Source organism: Methylomonas rivi (genome assembly GCF_024505165.1).
Classification (GTDB): Bacteria; Pseudomonadota; Gammaproteobacteria; order Methylococcales; family Methylomonadaceae; genus Methylomonas; species Methylomonas rivi.
This window is the reverse complement of sequence record NZ_JANIBK010000026.1, coordinates 22,243-39,651: the sequence shown is the minus strand read 5'-3', so window position 1 is coordinate 39,651 and position 17,409 is coordinate 22,243. Positions and strand designations below refer to the sequence as shown.

The 17,409-nt window shown below is 52.2% G+C and carries 17 protein-coding genes and 2 tRNA genes; 14 read left to right on the top strand and 5 right to left on the bottom strand.

The features are described from left to right. From NP596_RS21990 to NP596_RS07300, 4 genes are all read right to left on the bottom strand, one after another. On the bottom strand, positions 1–150 hold a 150-nt coding region (locus NP596_RS21990; protein ID WP_371927914.1), incomplete at its 3' end, for an Arm DNA-binding domain-containing protein. 188 nt (positions 151–338) lie between these two features. Next, positions 339–412 (bottom strand) — tRNA-Cys (locus NP596_RS07310). Between the two features lie 46 nt (positions 413–458). Continuing rightward, positions 459–533, bottom strand: a tRNA-Gly gene (locus tag NP596_RS07305). A 61-nt stretch (positions 534–594) separates the two neighbouring features. Then, positions 595–1,206, bottom strand: a complete 612-nt coding sequence (locus NP596_RS07300) for a hypothetical protein (protein ID WP_256614639.1) — start codon at positions 1,204–1,206, stop codon at positions 595–597. 132 nt (positions 1,207–1,338) lie between these two features. On the opposite strand from NP596_RS07300, the gene NP596_RS07295 reads away from it, so the two are divergent. The 13 genes from NP596_RS07295 to NP596_RS07235 all read left to right on the top strand — a co-directional run bounded on the left by NP596_RS07295 (position 1,339) and on the right by NP596_RS07235 (position 15,710). After that, a complete protein-coding gene (locus tag NP596_RS07295; protein WP_256614638.1) occupies positions 1,339–2,682 on the top strand; it encodes a TolC family protein in 1,344 nt (447 codons plus the stop codon). 20 nt (positions 2,683–2,702) lie between these two features. Beyond that, entirely contained in the window at positions 2,703–3,800 is a 1,098-nt protein-coding gene (locus NP596_RS07290; protein ID WP_256614636.1) for an efflux RND transporter periplasmic adaptor subunit, read from the top strand. Then, positions 3,797–7,063 carry an efflux RND transporter permease subunit gene (locus tag NP596_RS07285; RefSeq protein WP_256614635.1) on the top strand — a complete coding sequence of 1,089 codons (3,267 nt, stop codon included), beginning with the start codon at positions 3,797–3,799 and terminating at the stop codon, positions 7,061–7,063. Before NP596_RS07290 ends, NP596_RS07285 begins: the two co-directional genes overlap by 4 nt. A 7-nt stretch (positions 7,064–7,070) precedes the next feature. Next, positions 7,071–8,009 carry a hypothetical protein gene (locus tag NP596_RS07280; RefSeq protein WP_256614634.1) on the top strand — a complete coding sequence of 313 codons (939 nt, stop codon included), beginning with the start codon at positions 7,071–7,073 and terminating at the stop codon, positions 8,007–8,009. Between the two features lie 172 nt (positions 8,010–8,181). Beyond that, positions 8,182–8,415, top strand: a complete 234-nt coding sequence (gene acpP, locus NP596_RS07275; RefSeq protein WP_013820083.1) for an acyl carrier protein — start codon at positions 8,182–8,184, stop codon at positions 8,413–8,415. Between the two features lie 85 nt (positions 8,416–8,500). Beyond that, positions 8,501–9,745 (top strand): beta-ketoacyl-ACP synthase II, encoded by a 1,245-nt coding sequence (gene fabF, locus NP596_RS07270; protein ID WP_256614633.1) that lies wholly within the window; start codon positions 8,501–8,503, stop codon positions 9,743–9,745. A 26-nt stretch (positions 9,746–9,771) separates the two neighbouring features. Then, positions 9,772–10,599, top strand: coding sequence for an aminodeoxychorismate lyase (gene pabC / locus NP596_RS07265; RefSeq protein WP_256614632.1), 828 nt, complete (start codon positions 9,772–9,774; stop codon positions 10,597–10,599). Then, positions 10,596–11,585: an endolytic transglycosylase MltG gene (gene mltG, locus NP596_RS07260; RefSeq protein ID WP_256614631.1), complete on the top strand. Its 990-nt coding sequence runs from the start codon at positions 10,596–10,598 to the stop codon at positions 11,583–11,585. The genes pabC and mltG overlap by 4 nt, the downstream gene beginning before the upstream one ends. Further along, positions 11,582–12,205: a dTMP kinase gene (gene tmk, locus NP596_RS07255; RefSeq protein ID WP_256614630.1), complete on the top strand. Its 624-nt coding sequence runs from the start codon at positions 11,582–11,584 to the stop codon at positions 12,203–12,205. Before mltG ends, tmk begins: the two co-directional genes overlap by 4 nt. Then, positions 12,202–13,197, top strand: coding sequence for a DNA polymerase III subunit delta' (locus NP596_RS07250; RefSeq protein ID WP_256614629.1), 996 nt, complete (start codon positions 12,202–12,204; stop codon positions 13,195–13,197). The genes tmk and NP596_RS07250 overlap by 4 nt, the downstream gene beginning before the upstream one ends. 4 nt (positions 13,198–13,201) lie before the next feature. Further along, positions 13,202–13,552 (top strand): PilZ domain-containing protein, encoded by a 351-nt coding sequence (locus NP596_RS07245; RefSeq protein ID WP_013820077.1) that lies wholly within the window; start codon positions 13,202–13,204, stop codon positions 13,550–13,552. A gap of 50 nt (positions 13,553–13,602) precedes the next feature. After that, positions 13,603–14,388 carry a TatD family hydrolase gene (locus NP596_RS07240; protein ID WP_256614627.1) on the top strand — a complete coding sequence of 262 codons (786 nt, stop codon included), beginning with the start codon at positions 13,603–13,605 and terminating at the stop codon, positions 14,386–14,388. 170 nt (positions 14,389–14,558) lie between these two features. Further along, positions 14,559–15,710, top strand: coding sequence for a methyltransferase (locus NP596_RS07235; protein WP_256614626.1), 1,152 nt, complete (start codon positions 14,559–14,561; stop codon positions 15,708–15,710). On the opposite strand, the gene gloB is transcribed toward NP596_RS07235, so the two are convergent. Beyond that, a complete protein-coding gene (gloB, locus tag NP596_RS07230; protein WP_256614642.1) occupies positions 15,711–16,478 on the bottom strand; it encodes a hydroxyacylglutathione hydrolase in 768 nt (255 codons plus the stop codon). It lies immediately after the preceding gene. A 131-nt stretch (positions 16,479–16,609) separates the two neighbouring features. On the opposite strand from gloB, the gene lgt reads away from it, so the two are divergent. Further along, positions 16,610–17,398: a prolipoprotein diacylglyceryl transferase gene (gene lgt, locus NP596_RS07225; RefSeq protein WP_256614625.1), complete on the top strand. Its 789-nt coding sequence runs from the start codon at positions 16,610–16,612 to the stop codon at positions 17,396–17,398. The last annotated feature ends 11 nt before the right edge of the window (positions 17,399–17,409 follow it).

Here is a 17,409-nt window from a genome sequence, read left to right as displayed (position 1 = left end):
AGATAGCGTTTTTCGCTTACTGTTGATGCTGTAATCAAAGCGCCACCATTTCGCACCGTTGGGTTTGATGAGCAGATAAAGCCCGCTACCGTCGTTTAAACGTTGGTCTTTCTCGGTCGGCTTGGCGTTGCGAACAGTAACATCTGTCAGTAATTCTTTAGCCCTTTGCAGTAACTCCGAATGCAGTAACAGTGGTTTTTTGCTGTTACTGTAAAACTTACTGCATAAATTGCAAGCTGTTACTGATTTTTATTGTATGTCACTGGACAATAAAAAACCCGCTAAGCCTTATGACTTGCGGGTTTTTGTATTCTATTGAACCGTATTGAATCGACTAATGGAGGCTGCGACCGGAATCGAACCGGTGTATACGGCTTTGCAGGCCGCTGCATAACCACTTTGCTACGCAGCCTTTGTCCGAAATAAAAAAGCCGCGAACTACGCGGCTTTTTTGAATTTGGAGCGGGAAACGAGACTCGAACTCGCGACCCCAACCTTGGCAAGGTTGTGCTCTACCACTGAGCTATTCCCGCTTTGCTTTCGATTCGTGCATTATAAATAAAATATTTTTTGCGTCAATATTTTTTTAAAAAATTATTGTAAATCGATTGCCAATGCCCAGCCGCGCTTGCCTTCGCATTCGCCAGAGGTCATTTCCACTTCTACAAATACATCTTTTTTGCCGTAAGCGTCTTGGGATTGAATGGCTTTAACCGGAGTGCCTTGCGGCATATGTTTGCAAGCGCCTTCGCGGTCCGCTTCCTCGGTATCGTCATATGCGGCCATGGAACCGGGTACGGCGACTAAACGAATGGTTGCGGTCGGGTCGTAGGCGTTGGCGCTTTTCAATACATAACTTTGACCGGGAACAATGGCTTTGGCTTGATGCACCGGTATTTTTGGATCAGAACCGCCGGACATGATCATAATCAAGAAGATTAAAACGATTGCGCCAATGCCGCCAAAGAAAACTTTAGGATTCGATTCTTTCAGTTCAAGTAAAGTGGCTACCAAATTACCGGCAGTCTTTTGAGCTGTTTCAAGAGTCTCGTTGCTTTGGGGTGCAGGTTGCTCGGGTTGTTCCGTTTGGTTTTGGGTTTCTGATTCGTTATTGTTGTCATCAATACTCATACGATTTGTCCTCTCGGTAGTTATTATTATGTTAAGAGCGATAAAGTTACCATGCTGATAGAACATTTCAAGCATTCATTTCGGGTTTTTAATTCAATCGCTTTTTCGACTTGCGTCTACAGTTGGATAATACTGAGGAAATTGCCGCCGGCAACAGCCTGAGTTACAATATTAGAGAAATCTTAAATACTAGCCATGGGTGCGCTTATGCGATTACTTTTTAAACACCTTGCCGTCGTCCTGGTGACGGTGGCCGTTGTATCCGGTAAAGCAGGTGCCGTTACTAACGCAGGTGTCTTTACTTTGCAGCAAGCGATTGATTTTGCATTGGAAAATAATCCTGAAATCAGCATCATGCAGGCTCGCATCGATCAAGCCGACGCGCAATTGGGTCAAGCGCTGGCCAGCTTTTATCCGCAAGTGAAAGCCGGTTTGTCGTATCAACATAGCGACAACCCGGCCCAGGCTTTTTCCATGATCATCGCGCAACGGCGTTTGAATTTGAATGGCGGCGATTTTAATCATCCCGGCGGCGTCGATAATTACCGGCCTCAGGTAACGGCGACGTATTCATTGTTTAGAGGCGGGCAGGATTACTATTTGAGTCAAGCCGCCGAGTTAGGCGTGGAAACGTCCGAATTGGAAAAAACCGCTACCCGCCATCATTTGATCAATAACGTGACCGCCGCCTTTTACGGCTATCTGGCCGCCCAGGATGCGCATGAATTAAGCCTGCGTTCCATCGAAGCCGTGCAAAGCGAATTGGATCAAAGCCGGGTTAGATACGATGCAGGCACTTTATTAAAGTCCGATGTATTGTCGTTGGAAGTGCAGCTGGCGGAAGCGAAGGATGCGCAAATCCAGGCGGCCAATGCGATAGAGATAGCCATGGCGATGCTGAAAACGCTGTTGGGCTTATCCTCGGAACAGGCGTTTACGATTAGTGAAAACCTTAGCCAGCCACTGCCGGCGGCGCCGGCCGAGTTCGATGCTTTGTTGAGCCAAGCCTTGAGCCAACATCCCGGGCTGAAAGCCGCCGAAAAACGAGTAGCGATAGCCGAGCAGCAGCTGAATGCCGCTCAAGCCGGGTATTTGCCGCGGGCGGACGCTTTTGTCAGCTACGGCTCGGATAGCAAGGATCTGGCGTTTAGCAGCAACCGCGACAACGTGACCGCCGGCGTGACGGTGGAAGTGGATGTGTTTTCCGGTTTCGCAACGCAGGAAAAAGTCAAAAAAGCCGAGCACGAGCTGACGGCGGCGCGGGAAGCCGCCCGGCAGATGCGTTTGAGGGTGGAAAACCAGGTGAAAACCGCCCAACTGCGGCTGCGGGAAGCATTAAATCGCGAGCAAGTCACCTCGGTCTCGGTAACGGCCGCCGAAGAAGCTTTGCGATTGGTCAAGGAGCAGCGTAATGCCGGGGTGGTGACGGTGACGCGCTATATCGAAGCGGAAGTGGCGCGGGATAGAGCCAAGACCCGCGATATTTCCGCCCGTTACGATGCGTTGCGCGCGGAAGCCGAATTAAATCAAGCCACCGGCTTTTGGAATTAAGCAGACACAGGATAACCGTTATGTCAGAAAACAAAGCCCTATTTACCGAAAAGAAATGGCTGATACCGTCCGCTGCCATAGGCGCGCTATTGCTGGTGATTTTTTATGCCTTGGGCATTTTGGGCGGTCCGGAAAAAGTGGAGCCGGGAACCACGGCCGGGGTCAATCAACCGCTGCCTGCCGGAGCGCAAGTTTATCAAGTGGGCCGGCAGTTAACCTCGAATGCGTTGTCTTGGCAGGGAACGGTTCGCTCTCGAACGGTGGCGAAAATAGCGCCTAAGTTGAATGCGCGCATCCTGGAGGTCGTCGTCAACCCCGGCGATACGGTAAAAAAGGGTGCCGTGATAGCTCGCTTGGACGATAGGGATTTGCGCGCGGCCTATAACGCCGCTATGGCGGCACAGACTGCTGCATCCGCGCAGGCCGGGCAGGCCGGCGCGGACGAAAAGCGCATCATCGATCTGTATCAAAAACAGGCGGCCACCCGGCAAAATTACGATGCGGTGCTGGCACAGGCCAAGGCGGCCCGCGCCATGGCCAGTCAGGCGGCCAGCGCGGCCCAGCAGGCCAAGGTCATGTTGGGCGAGAACGTCCTGTATGCGCCTTTCGACGGCGTGATTAGCGCGCGTTTGAAAGAGCCGGGCGATATGGCCATGCCCAGCGATGCCGTGGTTTTGATGCATAAACCGGAAGATTTGCGCCTGGAAGCGGCCATTGCCAGCCATTGTTTGGATCAGGTCAAACTAGGCATGCCGGTAACGGTAAGGTTGGATGCGATTCATCAGTCGGTTGAGGCCAAGGTGGATGAGATCGCTCCGGAAATCGAGCCGCGGACGCATACCCAGATGATTAAGGTTAAATTGCCGGCGTCGGACGGATTGCAGCACGGCCAGTACGGCTGGCTGGAATTGAGTTGCCAGGCCGATCGCCAAGCCTTGCTGATTCCGGAGACGGCGGTATTGCATTACGGTCAATTGCAGGCGGTCAAAGTCGTCGACGGCGGGCAGGTGCATACCCGGCATATTCGTACCGGCAAGCAGTTCGGCGACCGGATCGAAGTGTTGTCCGGTTTGCATGAGGGCGAATCCATTTTAACTGACGGCGGGTTGGCGGAATGAATCAGGCGCCCGAAACAAAAAAAGACAGCTTAACGGTCAGCATCGTACGCTTATTTACCACCTCGCATTTATCGCTGCTGTTTTTGCTGATTTCCGTGTTGGCCGGCGCGGCGGCATTGGTATTGACGCCGCGCGAGGAAGATCCGCAGATCATTGTGCCGGTCATGGATGTGTTCGTGCAATATCCGGGGGCGACTAGCGAAGAAGTTGAAAAACGCGTCACCACGCCGTTGGAAGTGCTGTTGAAACAGATTCAAGGCGTGGAATACGTGTATTCGGCCTCCCGCCCCGGCGAAGCGTTGGTGACGGTGCGCTATGTGGTGGGAGAAAGCATAGAAGACAGTTTGATCAAGACCCGCGACAAACTGGAAGCCAATCTGGATGTAATTCCGCCGGGTGTCAGTAATTGGGTGGTCAAACCGGTTGAGATCGACGATGTGCCGATTTTGTTGTTGAGCCTGTCGGCTCCCAAGAATGGCGCGGATAGCATGGCCATACGCCGTATCGCCGAGGAGCTGATAGAGCGCTTGCGGGCGGTGGAAGATGTCGGCAATAGCTGGGTGATAGGCGCGGCGCCACGGCGGATTTCCGTGTATCCCGATCCGGCCAAGCTGCAAGCCGGCCAAGTCAGCATGCTGGAGGTGCAGCAGGCCTTGGCGCAAAGCAATGTCAATTTGCGAGCCGGCAGTCTGAATCAAAATAACCGGGAAATTATCCTGGAAGCCGGGCCCCATTATCAAACCCTGGAACAGGTTGGCGCGACGGTGCTGAAAAATGTCGCGGGCCGCTTGGTGTATCTGCGGGACGTGGCCGAGATCGTCGATGGGCCGCAAGACACCGATTATTACACCCGCATCGGCTTCGGCCCGGGTGTCGAACATATGCATACGGTGGGCCAGGCGCATGGCGGCTTGCCGTCCGTCGGCGAAGAACGGTCCATGGCGACGCTGGCCATAGCCAAGCGCAGGGGCAGTAATGCAGTCGCCGTCGCCGAGCAGGTGTTGGAGTTGACTGAGCAATTGCACGGCAGTTTGATTCCGGATGATGTATTGGTGAGCGTGACCCGCAATTACGGCGAAACGGCGGACCATAAAGTCAACGAGCTGGTGATGCATTTGTCCATTGCGATATTGACCATCATAGTGTTGCTGGCCATGACTTTGGGTTTCAAGGAATCGCTGATCGTGTCCCTGGCGGTGCCGATGACTTTTGCCATCACCTTGCTGTGCGATTTGGTCTTCGGCTACACCATCAACCGGGTCACGCTGTTTGCGTTGATTTTGTCGCTGGGTTTGCTGGTCGACGATCCAATCGTGGATGTGGAAAACATCCATCGCCACTACAAGATGCGCAAGGAACCGCCGCTACAGGCCTTGCTGACGGCGGTGGACGAAATCCGGCCGCCGACCATTCTGGCTACCTTTGCCGTCATCATGTCGTTCGTGCCGATGTTTTTCATTACCGGCATGATGGGGCCCTATATGGCGCCGATGGCCTTTAATGTGCCGATCGCGATGCTGATGTCGTTGGTGATTGCCTTTACCGTGACGCCGTGGGCCAGTTACCGGCTGTTGAAGGGCGATTACGGCAAGGACCATGGGCCGGAGTTCGATTTAAAACAAACCCGCGGTTTCAAAGTCTATCAAAGCATCCTGGCGCCGTTGCTGGCCAATAAATCCAAGGCCTTTTGGTTTTTAGCGGCGGTGTTTGTCGCCTTCGTGTTGTCGACCCTGATGGCGGTGACGCGGGTAGTGCCGTTGAAACTGCTGCCGTTCGATAACAAAAACGAGCTGCAATTGGTGATAGATATGCCGCGTGGCTCTTCGCTGGAAGCCACCGATGAAGTGGCGACGGCCTTGGGGCGCTATCTGTCGACGGTTAATGAAGTGAGCAATTACCAGTCTTATGTGGGGCTGGCTTCGCCGATGGATTTTAACGGCATGGTGCGGCATTACTATTTGCGCCACGGCGCCTATGTCGGCGACGTGCGGGTGGTGTTGGTGGACAAGACCCGGCGCGAACAGCAATCGCACGCGATTGCGCTGAGAATGCGCCCGGACATCGACCGTATCGGACAGCAATACGGCGCCAATATCAAGATCGTTGAAATGCCGCCGGGACCGCCGGTATTGGCTAGTGTGGTCGCGGAAATTTATGGTCCGCCGGAAGCCGATTACGGCGATATCATTAAAGTGTCCAATCAAGTACGCGGCCATCTGCAGAAAATCGACGGCGTGGTCGATGTTGACGATTATGTCGAAGCGGAGCAGGCCCGCTTGCACTTTATTCTCGACCAAGACAAAGCCGCGTTACTGGGTATCAGCAATCAGCAAGTGGCCAACAGCTTGAAACTGGCGGTCGATGGCGGCATGGCCGGCACCTTGCATATCGCCAGCGAACGGCAGCCGCTGATGATACAACTGCAATTGCCGCGCGCGGTGCGCTCGTCCGAAGCCGATTTATTGGCGTTGTCGGTCAAGTCCGCCCACGGCGATTTGGTGCGCTTGAGCGAACTCGGCCATTTCCAACACGAGCACGGCGATCAGACCATTTATCACAAAAACCTGCAGCGAGTTTCCTATGTGCTGGCGGAAATGGCCGGTCGCAGTCCGGTCGAAGCGGTGTGGGATTTGGGCGATAAGCTGGAACAGCAGCCGTTGCCGGCGGGTTACAAAGCCGAAATGGCGGGGGAAGGGGAGTGGAAGATCACCGTCGACGTATTCCGCGATTTGGGTTTGGCGTTCGCGGCGGCCATGGTGATGATCTACATTCTGCTGGTCGGCCAGACCGGTTCCCTGGGCGTGCCGCTGATCATGATGATCGCGATTCCGCTGACCGTGATCGGCATCATGCCGGGTTTCTGGTTCATCAATTTGTTTGCCTCGGATGTAGGTCAATATGCCGATCCGGTCTACTTCACCGCAACGGCGATGATAGGCATGATCGCGCTGGCCGGCATCGTGGTGCGCAACTCGATCATTCTGATCGACTTTATCGAGAATATTTACCGTAACAAACCGGATATCAGTCTGGCCGACGCCATCGTCGAAGCCGGCGCCACCCGCTTGAACCCAATCTTTTTGACGGCGGCGTCCGCAGTGTTGGGTTCGGTGATGATCGTGCTGGATCCGATCTTTTCCGGTCTGGCCTGGAGTTTCATCTTCGGCATTATCGCCTCGACCTTGTTTTCGCTGGTGGTGATACCGCTGGTCTATTTTCTGATCAATCGAAATATGCCTAAAATAGTCGAAACCGATCAGTAAAAAAACCATGACCAAAGAAACGCCGTTTATTTTCGATCAAATCCACATCGAGGTGGCGCGCGCCGCCTCCGATGATTTCAATCTGTTTCATGACAAACATAAATGGCTGCAGGTAACCCATAATCCCTTCAAGGGGCCGATCGTGCTGGGGTTTCAGATGAATACCCTGATCGAGCACCAGATGAAACTGTACCGGGAAGCGCATCATGAAGACAAAATCATCGCCGAAAATCAGCTGCGTTTCAGTAATTACCAGATTACCTTTGTAAATGCCTTGCGGCCCCGGCAGGAATTATCGCTGGATATTAAAAAAACCTTGATTGCCACGATTCCCGAATTGACGCTGACTAATCGAATAGCCATTAAATCGCAGGGTAAAACCATCTTGCTGGGCTATAAAAAAGAAACCAAGGCGCCGCTGTTTTTGGGCGATACCGATTTAAGCGGCTTGCCGGATTTGAACGCGGTGCCGGATAAATCCGTCGTGCCGGGCACGGATTTTTTTCTAAAGCGCAAGTGGCTGACCAATGGCAATGTGAAGAACTTTTTGTCCGGTTCCTTGGCGGAACAGTCGGATTATTTCGACGAACTGGAGCACATGGCGCATTATCCGGAAGTATTTCCATGCAGTTTGACGTCGGGTGCTTTGCTGGAGAAGGCGCAATTGGAAAACCATGATTTCAAGCGCAACCCGATGGTCTACACCTCGCACGATTTTTCCGTGGACCGGGTGCATTTGGAGCAGGTTAAAAATAACGACAAATTACATATTTTGGTCAAGCAATTGCCCGAATCCAAACACAATACGCTCAATCAAACCAGCATCATGCTGCGCACCTACGAATGCTATGGGGTGCTGGAAAATAGGGCTATTTTGTTCAGAATTAAGCTGAATTTGGTGCCTTTGGAAGAAATCATCAAAAATTTGAGTTCTAAAACGCATTAGCAATCAAATGCTTGGAATTGTAGCTGCTAATGTTGTGAATTTTTTTGAACATCAAGTATAATCCATCAAGTCGTTTGGCATTGCCTGTGACGGGATTTCAAATTAACAATACAACACTAAAGATAAGGTGGATGCCGCAAGTCGGGCGTTCGCATTGTTCGAGGAAAAAAATATGAGTAATATCGAAGAACGAGTAAAAAAGATTGTCGCAGAGCAATTAGGCGTGAAAGAAGAAATCGCAAACGATGCGTCTTTTGTTGATGATCTTGGTGCGGATTCTTTAGACACAGTTGAACTCGTCATGGCTCTGGAAGAAGAATTCGAGTGCGAAATTCCAGACGAAGAAGCTGAAAAAATCACCACCGTACAATTGGCCATTGATTACATCAACGCCAATCTGCAATAAGTTGTTCAAGGAAGCTGGTGCTTTAGGCACTAGCTTCCTTTCGCCATTCCCCTCCGATTACCTCTAACTGAAACGGTAGTTTACTGTGAGCACACGTCGAGTTGTTATAACGGGCTTAGGCGCTGTTACGCCTTTAGCGAATAATGTTGCCGATACCTGGAATGGCATAATCAACGGCAAAAGCGGCATTAGTCCTATTGATTCCTTTGATATTTCCAGTTTTGCAACCACGTTCGGCGGTGTGATCAGAAATTTCAATATCGGCGACTACATTTCGGAGAAGGATGCCAAGCGCATGGACGGTTTTGTCCATTACGGTATCGCGGCCGGTTGTCAGGCGTTTGAGGATTCCGGGATTGAAGTGACCGACGAAAATTCCGAGCGTATCGGGGTGGCGGTCGGCGCCGGTATCGGCGGCATTACCGGTATCGAAGAATGTTATGCCACCTATGTGGCGGGCGGGCCGCGCAAGATTTCGCCGTTTTTCGTGCCCGGTAACATCATCAATATGATTTCCGGCAATCTTTCGATTAAATACGGCTTGAAAGGACCGAATTTTTCCATCGTGACCGCCTGTTCGACCGGTACGCACAATATCGGCGATGCGGCGCGCTTGATAAAATACGGCGATGCCGATGTGATGATCGCCGGCGGCGCCGAGCGTTGCACTACATCGCCGACGGCGATGGGCGGCTTTGCCTCGGCAAAAGCCTTGTCGCGCAGAAACGACGATCCGCAAAAAGCCAGCCGGCCTTGGGACAGAGACCGCGATGGCTTCGTATTGAGCGATGGCGCCGGTGTGATCGTGCTTGAAGAACTGGAGCACGCCAAGGCTCGCGGGGCAAAAATTTATGCGGAATTGGTCGGTTACGGTATGAGCGGCGACGCTTACCACATTACCTCGCCTTCCATGGGCGGCGAAGGGGCGGCCCGCTGCATGCGCAATGCCTTGCGCGACGCCAAGCTGAATCCCGCCGATGTCGACTACATCAACGCACACGGCACATCTACTCCGGCGGGCGACGTTGGGGAAACGCACGCCATGAAAACCGCGCTGGGCGAACATGCCTATAAAGTGGCAGTGAGTTCCACCAAATCGATGATCGGGCACTTGTTGGGTGCTGCGGGCGGCATTGAAGCGGTACTGACTTCGCTGGCGATTCAAAATCAAATCGCACCGCCAACCATTAATCTGGAAAATCCCGATCCCGAGTGCGATCTGGATTATGTGCCCAATATCGCCCGGGATATGAAGATAGAGATTGCCATGTCCAATTCTTTCGGTTTTGGCGGCACCAATGGTACTTTGGTGTTAAAGCGCTATCAATAAACCCCGCTTCCAAACAGTGTCTGCCCGTGTTTTTATTAAATGGCGAAAGCAGACACTGTGTCGATGTCTCCGATCGAGGCTTTCAATATGGCGATGGTCTATTCGAGACCATAGCAGTATGTAACGGCAGACCGCTATTTCTGCAACGGCATTTAAACCGTTTGCTGGCAGGCTGCCGGCGATTGCTCATACCGCCACCCGATTTGTCCTTGCTTGAGTCGGAAGCCCGGCAACTGTCGGCCGGCGCCGACCGGGCCGTTTTAAAACTGATGGTCACGCGCGGTATTGGCGGCAGAGGTTACCGGCAGCCCGATCAAATCGTACCCACGCGGCTGTTCAGTCTGCATCCCAGCCCCAACTATCCCGATAGCTATCAAACCGACGGTATCGTTGCGCGGTTCTGCGAGTGGCGTTTGGCGATCAATCCCGGCTTGGCCGGTATCAAACACATGAACCGGCTGGAGCAAGTTCTGGCGAGAGCGGAATGGTGGGACGAGTCTGTGCAGGAAGGCTTGATGTTCGATAGCAATGATTGCATCGTCGAAGGAACCATGAGCAATCTGTTCTTTGCCAAAGCGGGCATATTGCATACGCCTCTGCTCGTAAATTGCGGTATCGAAGGGATTTTGCGTCAAATTGTGATAGAGTTCGCAATCCGCTATGGCCTGGGGCTAGCGGAAAATCACTTTAATAAGCAAGACGTTTTAGAGGCCGACGAAGTGTTTGTGACCAATTCGGTCATCGGTGTTTGGCCGGTAAAACAGCTTGAAAATCAGTGCTTTGACGTGGGAAGGATCACCCGCGATATTCAGCAATGGTATGCGGGAGCATGCGAAGAGGAAGCAAACTTATGATCAGAAGCATAGTCGCGTTTACCGGCTTGATGGTGCTGGGACTGCTATTAATTTGGGGTGGGATGCATTATCAGATCCTGTTGAAAAAAACGGTGGTGACAGACACTACTAGCCTGGAAATTAAAAAAGGCGACACGCTGGATAGCGTAATCAGACAATTAAAAGCCCGGCATATTGCGATTCATTCGTTCTGGTTCAAGATGTTCGCCTATCGGACTCATCTGGACAGAATGTTGAAAGTCGGCGAGTACGTGCTGAATAAAGGGGCTACCGCCGCCGATATTTTGGCTTTGCTCACGGAAGGCAAAACCCGGCGTTATGCCATTACTTTTCCGGAAGGCTGGAGTTTTAAACAGATTTTCCAAGCAATCAAGAACAATCCGAATTTGCAGCACACCCTGTCGGATGATGAATTAACCGAGCTGATGACTAAAGTAGGATCGGATAAATCCCATCCGGAAGGATTGTTCTTTCCCGATACCTATTATTTTGAAAAAAACAGCTCGGATGTGGAGTTGCTAAAACGCGCCCACGACAAAATGCAGCGCCTGATTGCCGCCGAATGGCAGAAGCGCGACCAGGACGTGCCGCTGGAAAGCCCTTACGAAGCGTTGATTTTGGCATCGATTATCGAAAAGGAAACCGCAGCGGCGGAAGAGCGTAAAAAAATCGCCGGCGTATTTACCCGCCGTTTGAAAATGGGCATGTTGCTGCAAACCGATCCCACCGTTATTTACGGTATGGGCGACGGCTACCAAGGCAATATCCGCCGTAGCGATTTGCGGGAGCCGACGCCGTATAACACCTATGTCAATAAAGGCCTGCCGCCCACGCCGATAGCCATGCCAGGTAAGGATGCCATACATGCCGCACTGCATCCGGCAGACGGCGATGCCTTATTTTTCGTGGCGCGCGGCAATGGCCGGCATGTCTTTTCCGCGACCTATGGCGCGCACGAAAAATATGTGGAACTTTATCAACGATGACGCGCGGCCGGTTTATCACCCTGGAAGGGGGCGAAGGGGTCGGTAAATCGACGAATCTGCAATTTATCCGGCATTTATTAGCGCAAAAACAGATCGATGTGCTGCTTACCCGAGAGCCCGGCGGCACCGAGTTAGCCGAAAAAATTCGCCAACTGCTGCTTGAAAAGCACAGCGAATCCATCACGCCGCAGGCGGAATTATTGCTGGTGTTTGCGGCGCGCGCGCAACATGTACAGCATGTCATTTTGCCTGCCCTGGCGCAAGGGAAATGGGTGCTGAGCGACCGATTTACCGACGCCACCTATGCCTATCAGGGCGGCGGGCGCAATATGGATAATCGGATCATCGCCTGGCTGGAAAGTACCGTGCAAGGCGAACTGCGGCCCGACCTGACTTTGTTGCTGGATGCGCCGGTGGAAACAGGCTTATTGCGTGCTCAACACCGAGGTAAGCTGGACAGGTTCGAAAGCGAACGACGCGATTTTTTCGAGCGGGTACGGCAAGCCTATTTAACCCGCGCCCGCCAAGAACCCCGGCGATACAGCATCATCGATGCCGCGATGCCGTTGGCCGAGGTGCAAAACCAGATCGGCCGCGCGATTGAGGCATTAGTATCATGATGCCGCCCGCCGTATATCCCTGGCAACAAGCCGTCTGGCGGCATTTGTTGGGCTATATCGAGTCGCAGCGGATTCCGCAAGCGTTACTGGTGACCGGGCTTTCCGGGGTCGGGAAACGGCGGTTGGCGGAAGTTTATGCGCGGGCTTTAATGTGTCATGCACCGCTAAGCGATTATGCCGCCTGCGGGCAATGCCAGAGTTGTAAATTATTCGAGGCGAAAACCCACCCGGATTTTTTGCTGGTAGAGCCGGACGAGCCGGGTAAAGCGATCGGTATCGATAAAATTCGCCAGCTGATCGTCAAGCTGGCGTTAAAGCCGCAATTCGATACGCAGCGAGTGGTGATCATCAGCCCGGCGGATAGTTTAAACAACGCATCGGCGAACGCTTTTTTAAAGTGTCTGGAAGAGCCTTCGGCGCGCACCTGCTTGATATTGCTGACGGAAAAGCCGTCCCGTTTGCCCGCCACCATTCGCAGCCGTTGCCAAATGTTAACGTGCGAAGCGCCGGACAGAAATGTAGCCGCGGAGTGGTTAAAGCAGCAAGGGACCGGCGAAAATAGCGATGTGCTGTTAAGTTTGTCTCAAGGCGCGCCATTACTCGCCAGAGAATACGCCCGGCAAAATTTTATCGCCGTCAGGCAAGATTATTTCAATGCCTGGCTGCAAGTCGCCGAAGGCAAAAATAACCTGGTGGCATTGGCCGAGCAATGGCAAAAACCTTCGGCCCTGGATTTGCATGTGTTGTTGACCTGGATGCTGGGGTGGGTGGCTGATCTGATTAAATGCGCTTGGCAAATCGAACCGGGCCAGCTATGCAATCCGGATATGAAAAAACCCTTGCAAGCCCTTGCCAAGCGGCTAGAATTAAAGCGGGTTTACCCGTTTTACGATAGCCTGCTGATTGCTAGGTCGCAATTGAGTACGCCAATCAATAAACAATTGCTGCTTGAGCAACTATTAATCAGCTGGTCGCAACTCAACATCCGATAACCTTATGGCAGAAACAGCACCTCGGCAAGGTATCTTGTCCTTATCCATTAAAGACAAAAACGCGCTGTATGCGGCCTATATGCCGTTCATCAAAAACGGCGGATTGTTTATTCCCACCAAGCGGGAGTACGAAATGGGGGAGGAAGTGTTTATGTTGTTGAATTTAATGGAAGAAACCGAAAGACTGCCGATTGCTGGCAAAATTATCTGGAAGACGCCGTTAGGCGCGGAGGGTTACCGAGCCCCCGGCATAGGCGTACAGTTCAGCGACCAGGACGGCGGCATGGCGCGCAATAAAATCGAAACCTATTTGGCCGGTGCCTTGGAAAACGACCGCTCCACCCATACCATGTGATCATTCTTCGGGCTTAATACCGGGCCCGGCTGCTATTCATACCCTATTTCATGTTTATCGACTCGCACTGTCATCTGGATCGGATTGATCTCAAGCCTTACCGCAACGATTTTCACACATTTGTATTGGATGCCCGCGCCAAGCGGATTGAACATATGCTGTGTATCGGCATAGACCTGGAGTCGTATCCGGCCATGCTGGCACTGGTTGAGCCATACCCGGATATTTCGCTCTCGGTCGGCGTGCACCCCAACGTTACCGAAGGCAGAGAGCCGTCCGTGGATGAATTGATGCAATTGGCCCGGCATGACAAAGTCATCGCCATCGGCGAAACCGGCCTGGATTATTTTCGCAGCGAAGGCGATCTGGAATGGCAGCATAGGCGCTTTCGAAACCATATCGGCGTCGCCAAAACCTTAAACAAACCGCTAATCATTCATACCCGCGAAGCGGGACACGACTCCCTGGATGTGCTGAGAACCGAAGGCGCGGATCAAGTCGGCGGGATTATTCATTGCTTTACCGAGGACTGGGCGTATGCGGAAAAAGCCCTGGAACTGAATTTTTATATATCCTTTTCCGGGATTGTGACCTTTAAAAACGCCCAGGCCATTCAAGAAGTGGCGCAAAAGGTGCCGTCCGACCGATTTTTGATAGAAACCGACTCGCCTTATTTGGCCCCGGTACCTTATCGCGGTAAACCCAATTATCCGACCTATGTGCGCCATGTGGCGGAACAGATAGCCGAATTGCGCCATACCAGCGTCGAGGAGATTGCCGAATTGTCCCGCAACAATTTTTATCGCTTGTTTGGCATGCGCCAAGCGGGTTTTTAGGCGCAAAAAAAAACGGTCGGACCGTGAAGAGAGCCGACCGTCTAAGAGGGAAGTAACTCTTATCCCGAAGGACGCATACAAGAGTTGCTTGTAGTCTAGCCGGGCTTTACCAATCTGAAAATGTGACATAAAGCCGCGTGGCAAATTGTCGCTATCGTCTTGAAGCATCCATGCAAACCGAATACGAACTCCCAGGCAGCCTGCAACTAAGGCGGCTGCCGTACCGAAAAAACGATGTATTACAGGCTTGGGATGCCGCGGATAACTATTTGCTTAGTTATTTGGCTAACGAGGATGTGCCCGCCGCCGGATCGCGGATTACGATTTTAAACGACGGCTTTGGCGCGCTGGCCCTGGCGCTGCACCGCTATCGGCCGACGGCGATTTCTGATTCTTTTTTGTCCCGGCAGGCTACGCTCGATAATGCCCGCTTAAACAATCTGGATATTGCGCATATCAACTTGTTGGATAGCCTGAGTTTGCCGGACAAGCCTATCGATTATTTGCTGATCAAAGCACCTAAAACCCTGGCATTGTTGGAATATCAGTTACATACCCTGCGTCCCTTACTGAAGGAAACCAGCAGGATTATTGTGGCTGGCATGGTCAAAACCTTAACCGCCAATGTCTGGAAATGCCTGGAACGCCTGATCGGGCCGACCCGTACTTCGCTGGCGGTCAAAAAAGCCCGGCTGATTTTTGCCAGTCTCGATTCCCGGTTGTCAATACCGGCGAATCCTTATCCAGTACGCTATCGGCTGGAAAATACCGTAAAGGGTATACATTCCGAATTTTTGATCAGTAATCACGCCAATGTATTTTCCCGCGACAGTCTGGATATAGGCACTCGGTTTTTATTGCAACACCTGCCGGATAATCCCGCCCAACGGGATATTATCGATTTGGGTTGCGGCAATGGGATTGTGGGATTGGTGATCGGCCAACAATTGCCCGACGCGCGGATTCGGTTCGTCGACGAGTCGTACATGGCGATTGCCTCGGCGAAAGACAATTTTATGCACGCCTTCGCCGGACAGCGGCAGGCTGAATTTATCGTCGGGGATTGTCTAACGGGTTTTCCGGAAAACAGCGCGGATTGCATCGTCTGTAATCCGCCGTTTCATCAGCAACACGTCATCGGCGATCAGATAGCCTGGCAGATGTTTCAACAGGCCCGGCGGGTGTTGCGTCAGGGCGGCGAGTTGCGGGTGATAGGCAACCGGCATTTGAACTATCATGTGCATTTGAAAAAGCTGTTCGGCAACTGGGATGCCGTGGCCGGCAACGCCAAGTTTGCGATTATCAAGGCTGGCAAGCGCTGATCAGAACCGGTCTTTCAATGATCTTGCTTTTGCAAATACCTGCGCCGGTGTATCGGCATCATTCGCCGCCACCGCTTTGCGGAGACTGGGGCTGTGTTCGCGCAGAAACGGATTGGTGGCCATTTCCAACGCAATAGTCGAGGGTAGGGTGGGCCGATTGTTTTCGCGTAGAGACGCGACTTCCTCCATCCGCCGCTGTAAATCCGGGTTATCGGCTTCCAGCGTCAATGCGAAGCGGCCGTTGGCTTGGGTATATTCGTGAGCGCAGTAGATGCGGGTATCGTCCGGCAGGGCTTTTAATTTTTGCAGCGATTGCCACATCTGCTCGGCGGTACCTTCGAACAAGCGCCCGCATCCCAGGGAAAACAAGGTGTCGCCGCAAAACAAGATTTGGCTGTCGGCGCAGTAATAAACGATGTGCCCTAAGGTATGGCCGGGGGTGTTTATAATCTTGAAATTGCATGAGCCCAACTGAATTTGGTCGCCTTCATTAACAGCAATATCGATCCCGGGAATACGGGCCCGGTCCGCCGCGGCGCCGACAATTTTACATCCGGTCGCTTGCTTGAGTTGCAAATTGCCGCCGACATGGTCGCCATGATGATGGGTATTGAAAATATAATCCAGCCGCCAACCCTTCCGCCGCAAGGCCTTCAGTACCGGCTCGGCCAGGGCCGGGTCGACCGCTGCCGTTTGTTGGCTAATGGTTTCGCGGAGCAGGTAGATGTAGTTGTCGTTTAATACCGGTAAACAGTCAATGGTCAGCATGGCGTGAAATATAGGCATGGTTCAAAGCTTGGTCGTTCGGAGTTTACCGCAATATGTAATGGCGCATAAAACAGCATGCAGGGTTACAATCGTTAAATAACGTCTTCATTCAATTTCTTGCCAATAAACTCATGCAACATTTCATCTGGAATATCGATCCTATTTTTATCGACTTTGGCCTCATAAAAATCCGCTGGTATGGCTTGATGTTCGCCATGGGTTTCGTCGGCAGTTTTATGACCATGCAGTGGATATATCAGCGCGAGGGTCGGAATGTCGAAGAACTGGATACCTTGCTTTGGTATATGGTGATCGCCACCATAGTCGGCGCTCGATTGGGACATACTTTGTTCTACGACCCGGCCTATTATCTGTCGCACCCCGTCAAGATTCTGGCAATATGGGAAGGCGGTTTGGCTAGTCATGGCGCCGCAATAGGCATACTGACCGCTTTATATTTATATCGGCGTCGATTTGGCGATAGTTATTTCTGGTTGCTGGATAGAGTGACTATTCCGACAGCACTGGCCGGCGCTTTAATCAGGATTGGGAATTTTTTCAATTCGGAAATTTTGGGTTTGCCGACTCAAGAACCTTGGGGGGTAATTTTCGCCCGGGTCGATCCATTGCCGCGCCATCCCGTGCAATTGTACGAGGCTTTGGGGTATTTGCTGGTGTATGGTGTTTGCTTGCAAATTTACAAAAAGCAAGCCGGCAAGCCGGGGTTTGTGTTCGGCTGTTTTCTTGTCATGATGTTCAGTGCGCGCTTTCTGTTGGAATATTTCAAAACCGAGCAAGCCATGTATGACACAGGCTTGGCATTGACGGCAGGACAATTGCTTAGCATTCCGTTTTTTCTGGCCGGTATCGGTTGCATTGTCTGGTCGTTGCAAAACCACCCGAGCAAGACGGTTGCGTAATCGTTTATAAT

Bases quoted from the DNA above. Each gene is read 5' to 3' on its own strand.
- NP596_RS07300 (WP_256614639.1), bottom strand. From the start codon at position 1,206: ATGCTTGAAATGTTCTATCAGCATGGTAACTTTATCGCTCTTAACATA.
- NP596_RS07295 (WP_256614638.1), top strand. From the start codon at position 1,339: ATGCGATTACTTTTTAAACACCTTGCCGTCGTCCTGGTGACGGTGGCC.
- NP596_RS07290 (WP_256614636.1), top strand. From the start codon at position 2,703: ATGTCAGAAAACAAAGCCCTATTTACCGAAAAGAAATGGCTGATACCG.
- NP596_RS07285 (WP_256614635.1), top strand. From the start codon at position 3,797: ATGAATCAGGCGCCCGAAACAAAAAAAGACAGCTTAACGGTCAGCATC.
- NP596_RS07280 (WP_256614634.1), top strand. From the start codon at position 7,071: ATGACCAAAGAAACGCCGTTTATTTTCGATCAAATCCACATCGAGGTG.
- acpP (WP_013820083.1), top strand. From the start codon at position 8,182: ATGAGTAATATCGAAGAACGAGTAAAAAAGATTGTCGCAGAGCAATTA.
- mltG (WP_256614631.1), top strand. From the start codon at position 10,596: ATGATCAGAAGCATAGTCGCGTTTACCGGCTTGATGGTGCTGGGACTG.
- tmk (WP_256614630.1), top strand. From the start codon at position 11,582: ATGACGCGCGGCCGGTTTATCACCCTGGAAGGGGGCGAAGGGGTCGGT.
- NP596_RS07250 (WP_256614629.1), top strand. From the start codon at position 12,202: ATGATGCCGCCCGCCGTATATCCCTGGCAACAAGCCGTCTGGCGGCAT.
- NP596_RS07245 (WP_013820077.1), top strand. From the start codon at position 13,202: ATGGCAGAAACAGCACCTCGGCAAGGTATCTTGTCCTTATCCATTAAA.
- NP596_RS07240 (WP_256614627.1), top strand. From the start codon at position 13,603: ATGTTTATCGACTCGCACTGTCATCTGGATCGGATTGATCTCAAGCCT.
- NP596_RS07235 (WP_256614626.1), top strand. From the start codon at position 14,559: ATGCAAACCGAATACGAACTCCCAGGCAGCCTGCAACTAAGGCGGCTG.
- gloB (WP_256614642.1), bottom strand. From the start codon at position 16,478: ATGCTGACCATTGACTGTTTACCGGTATTAAACGACAACTACATCTAC.
- lgt (WP_256614625.1), top strand. From the start codon at position 16,610: ATGCAACATTTCATCTGGAATATCGATCCTATTTTTATCGACTTTGGC.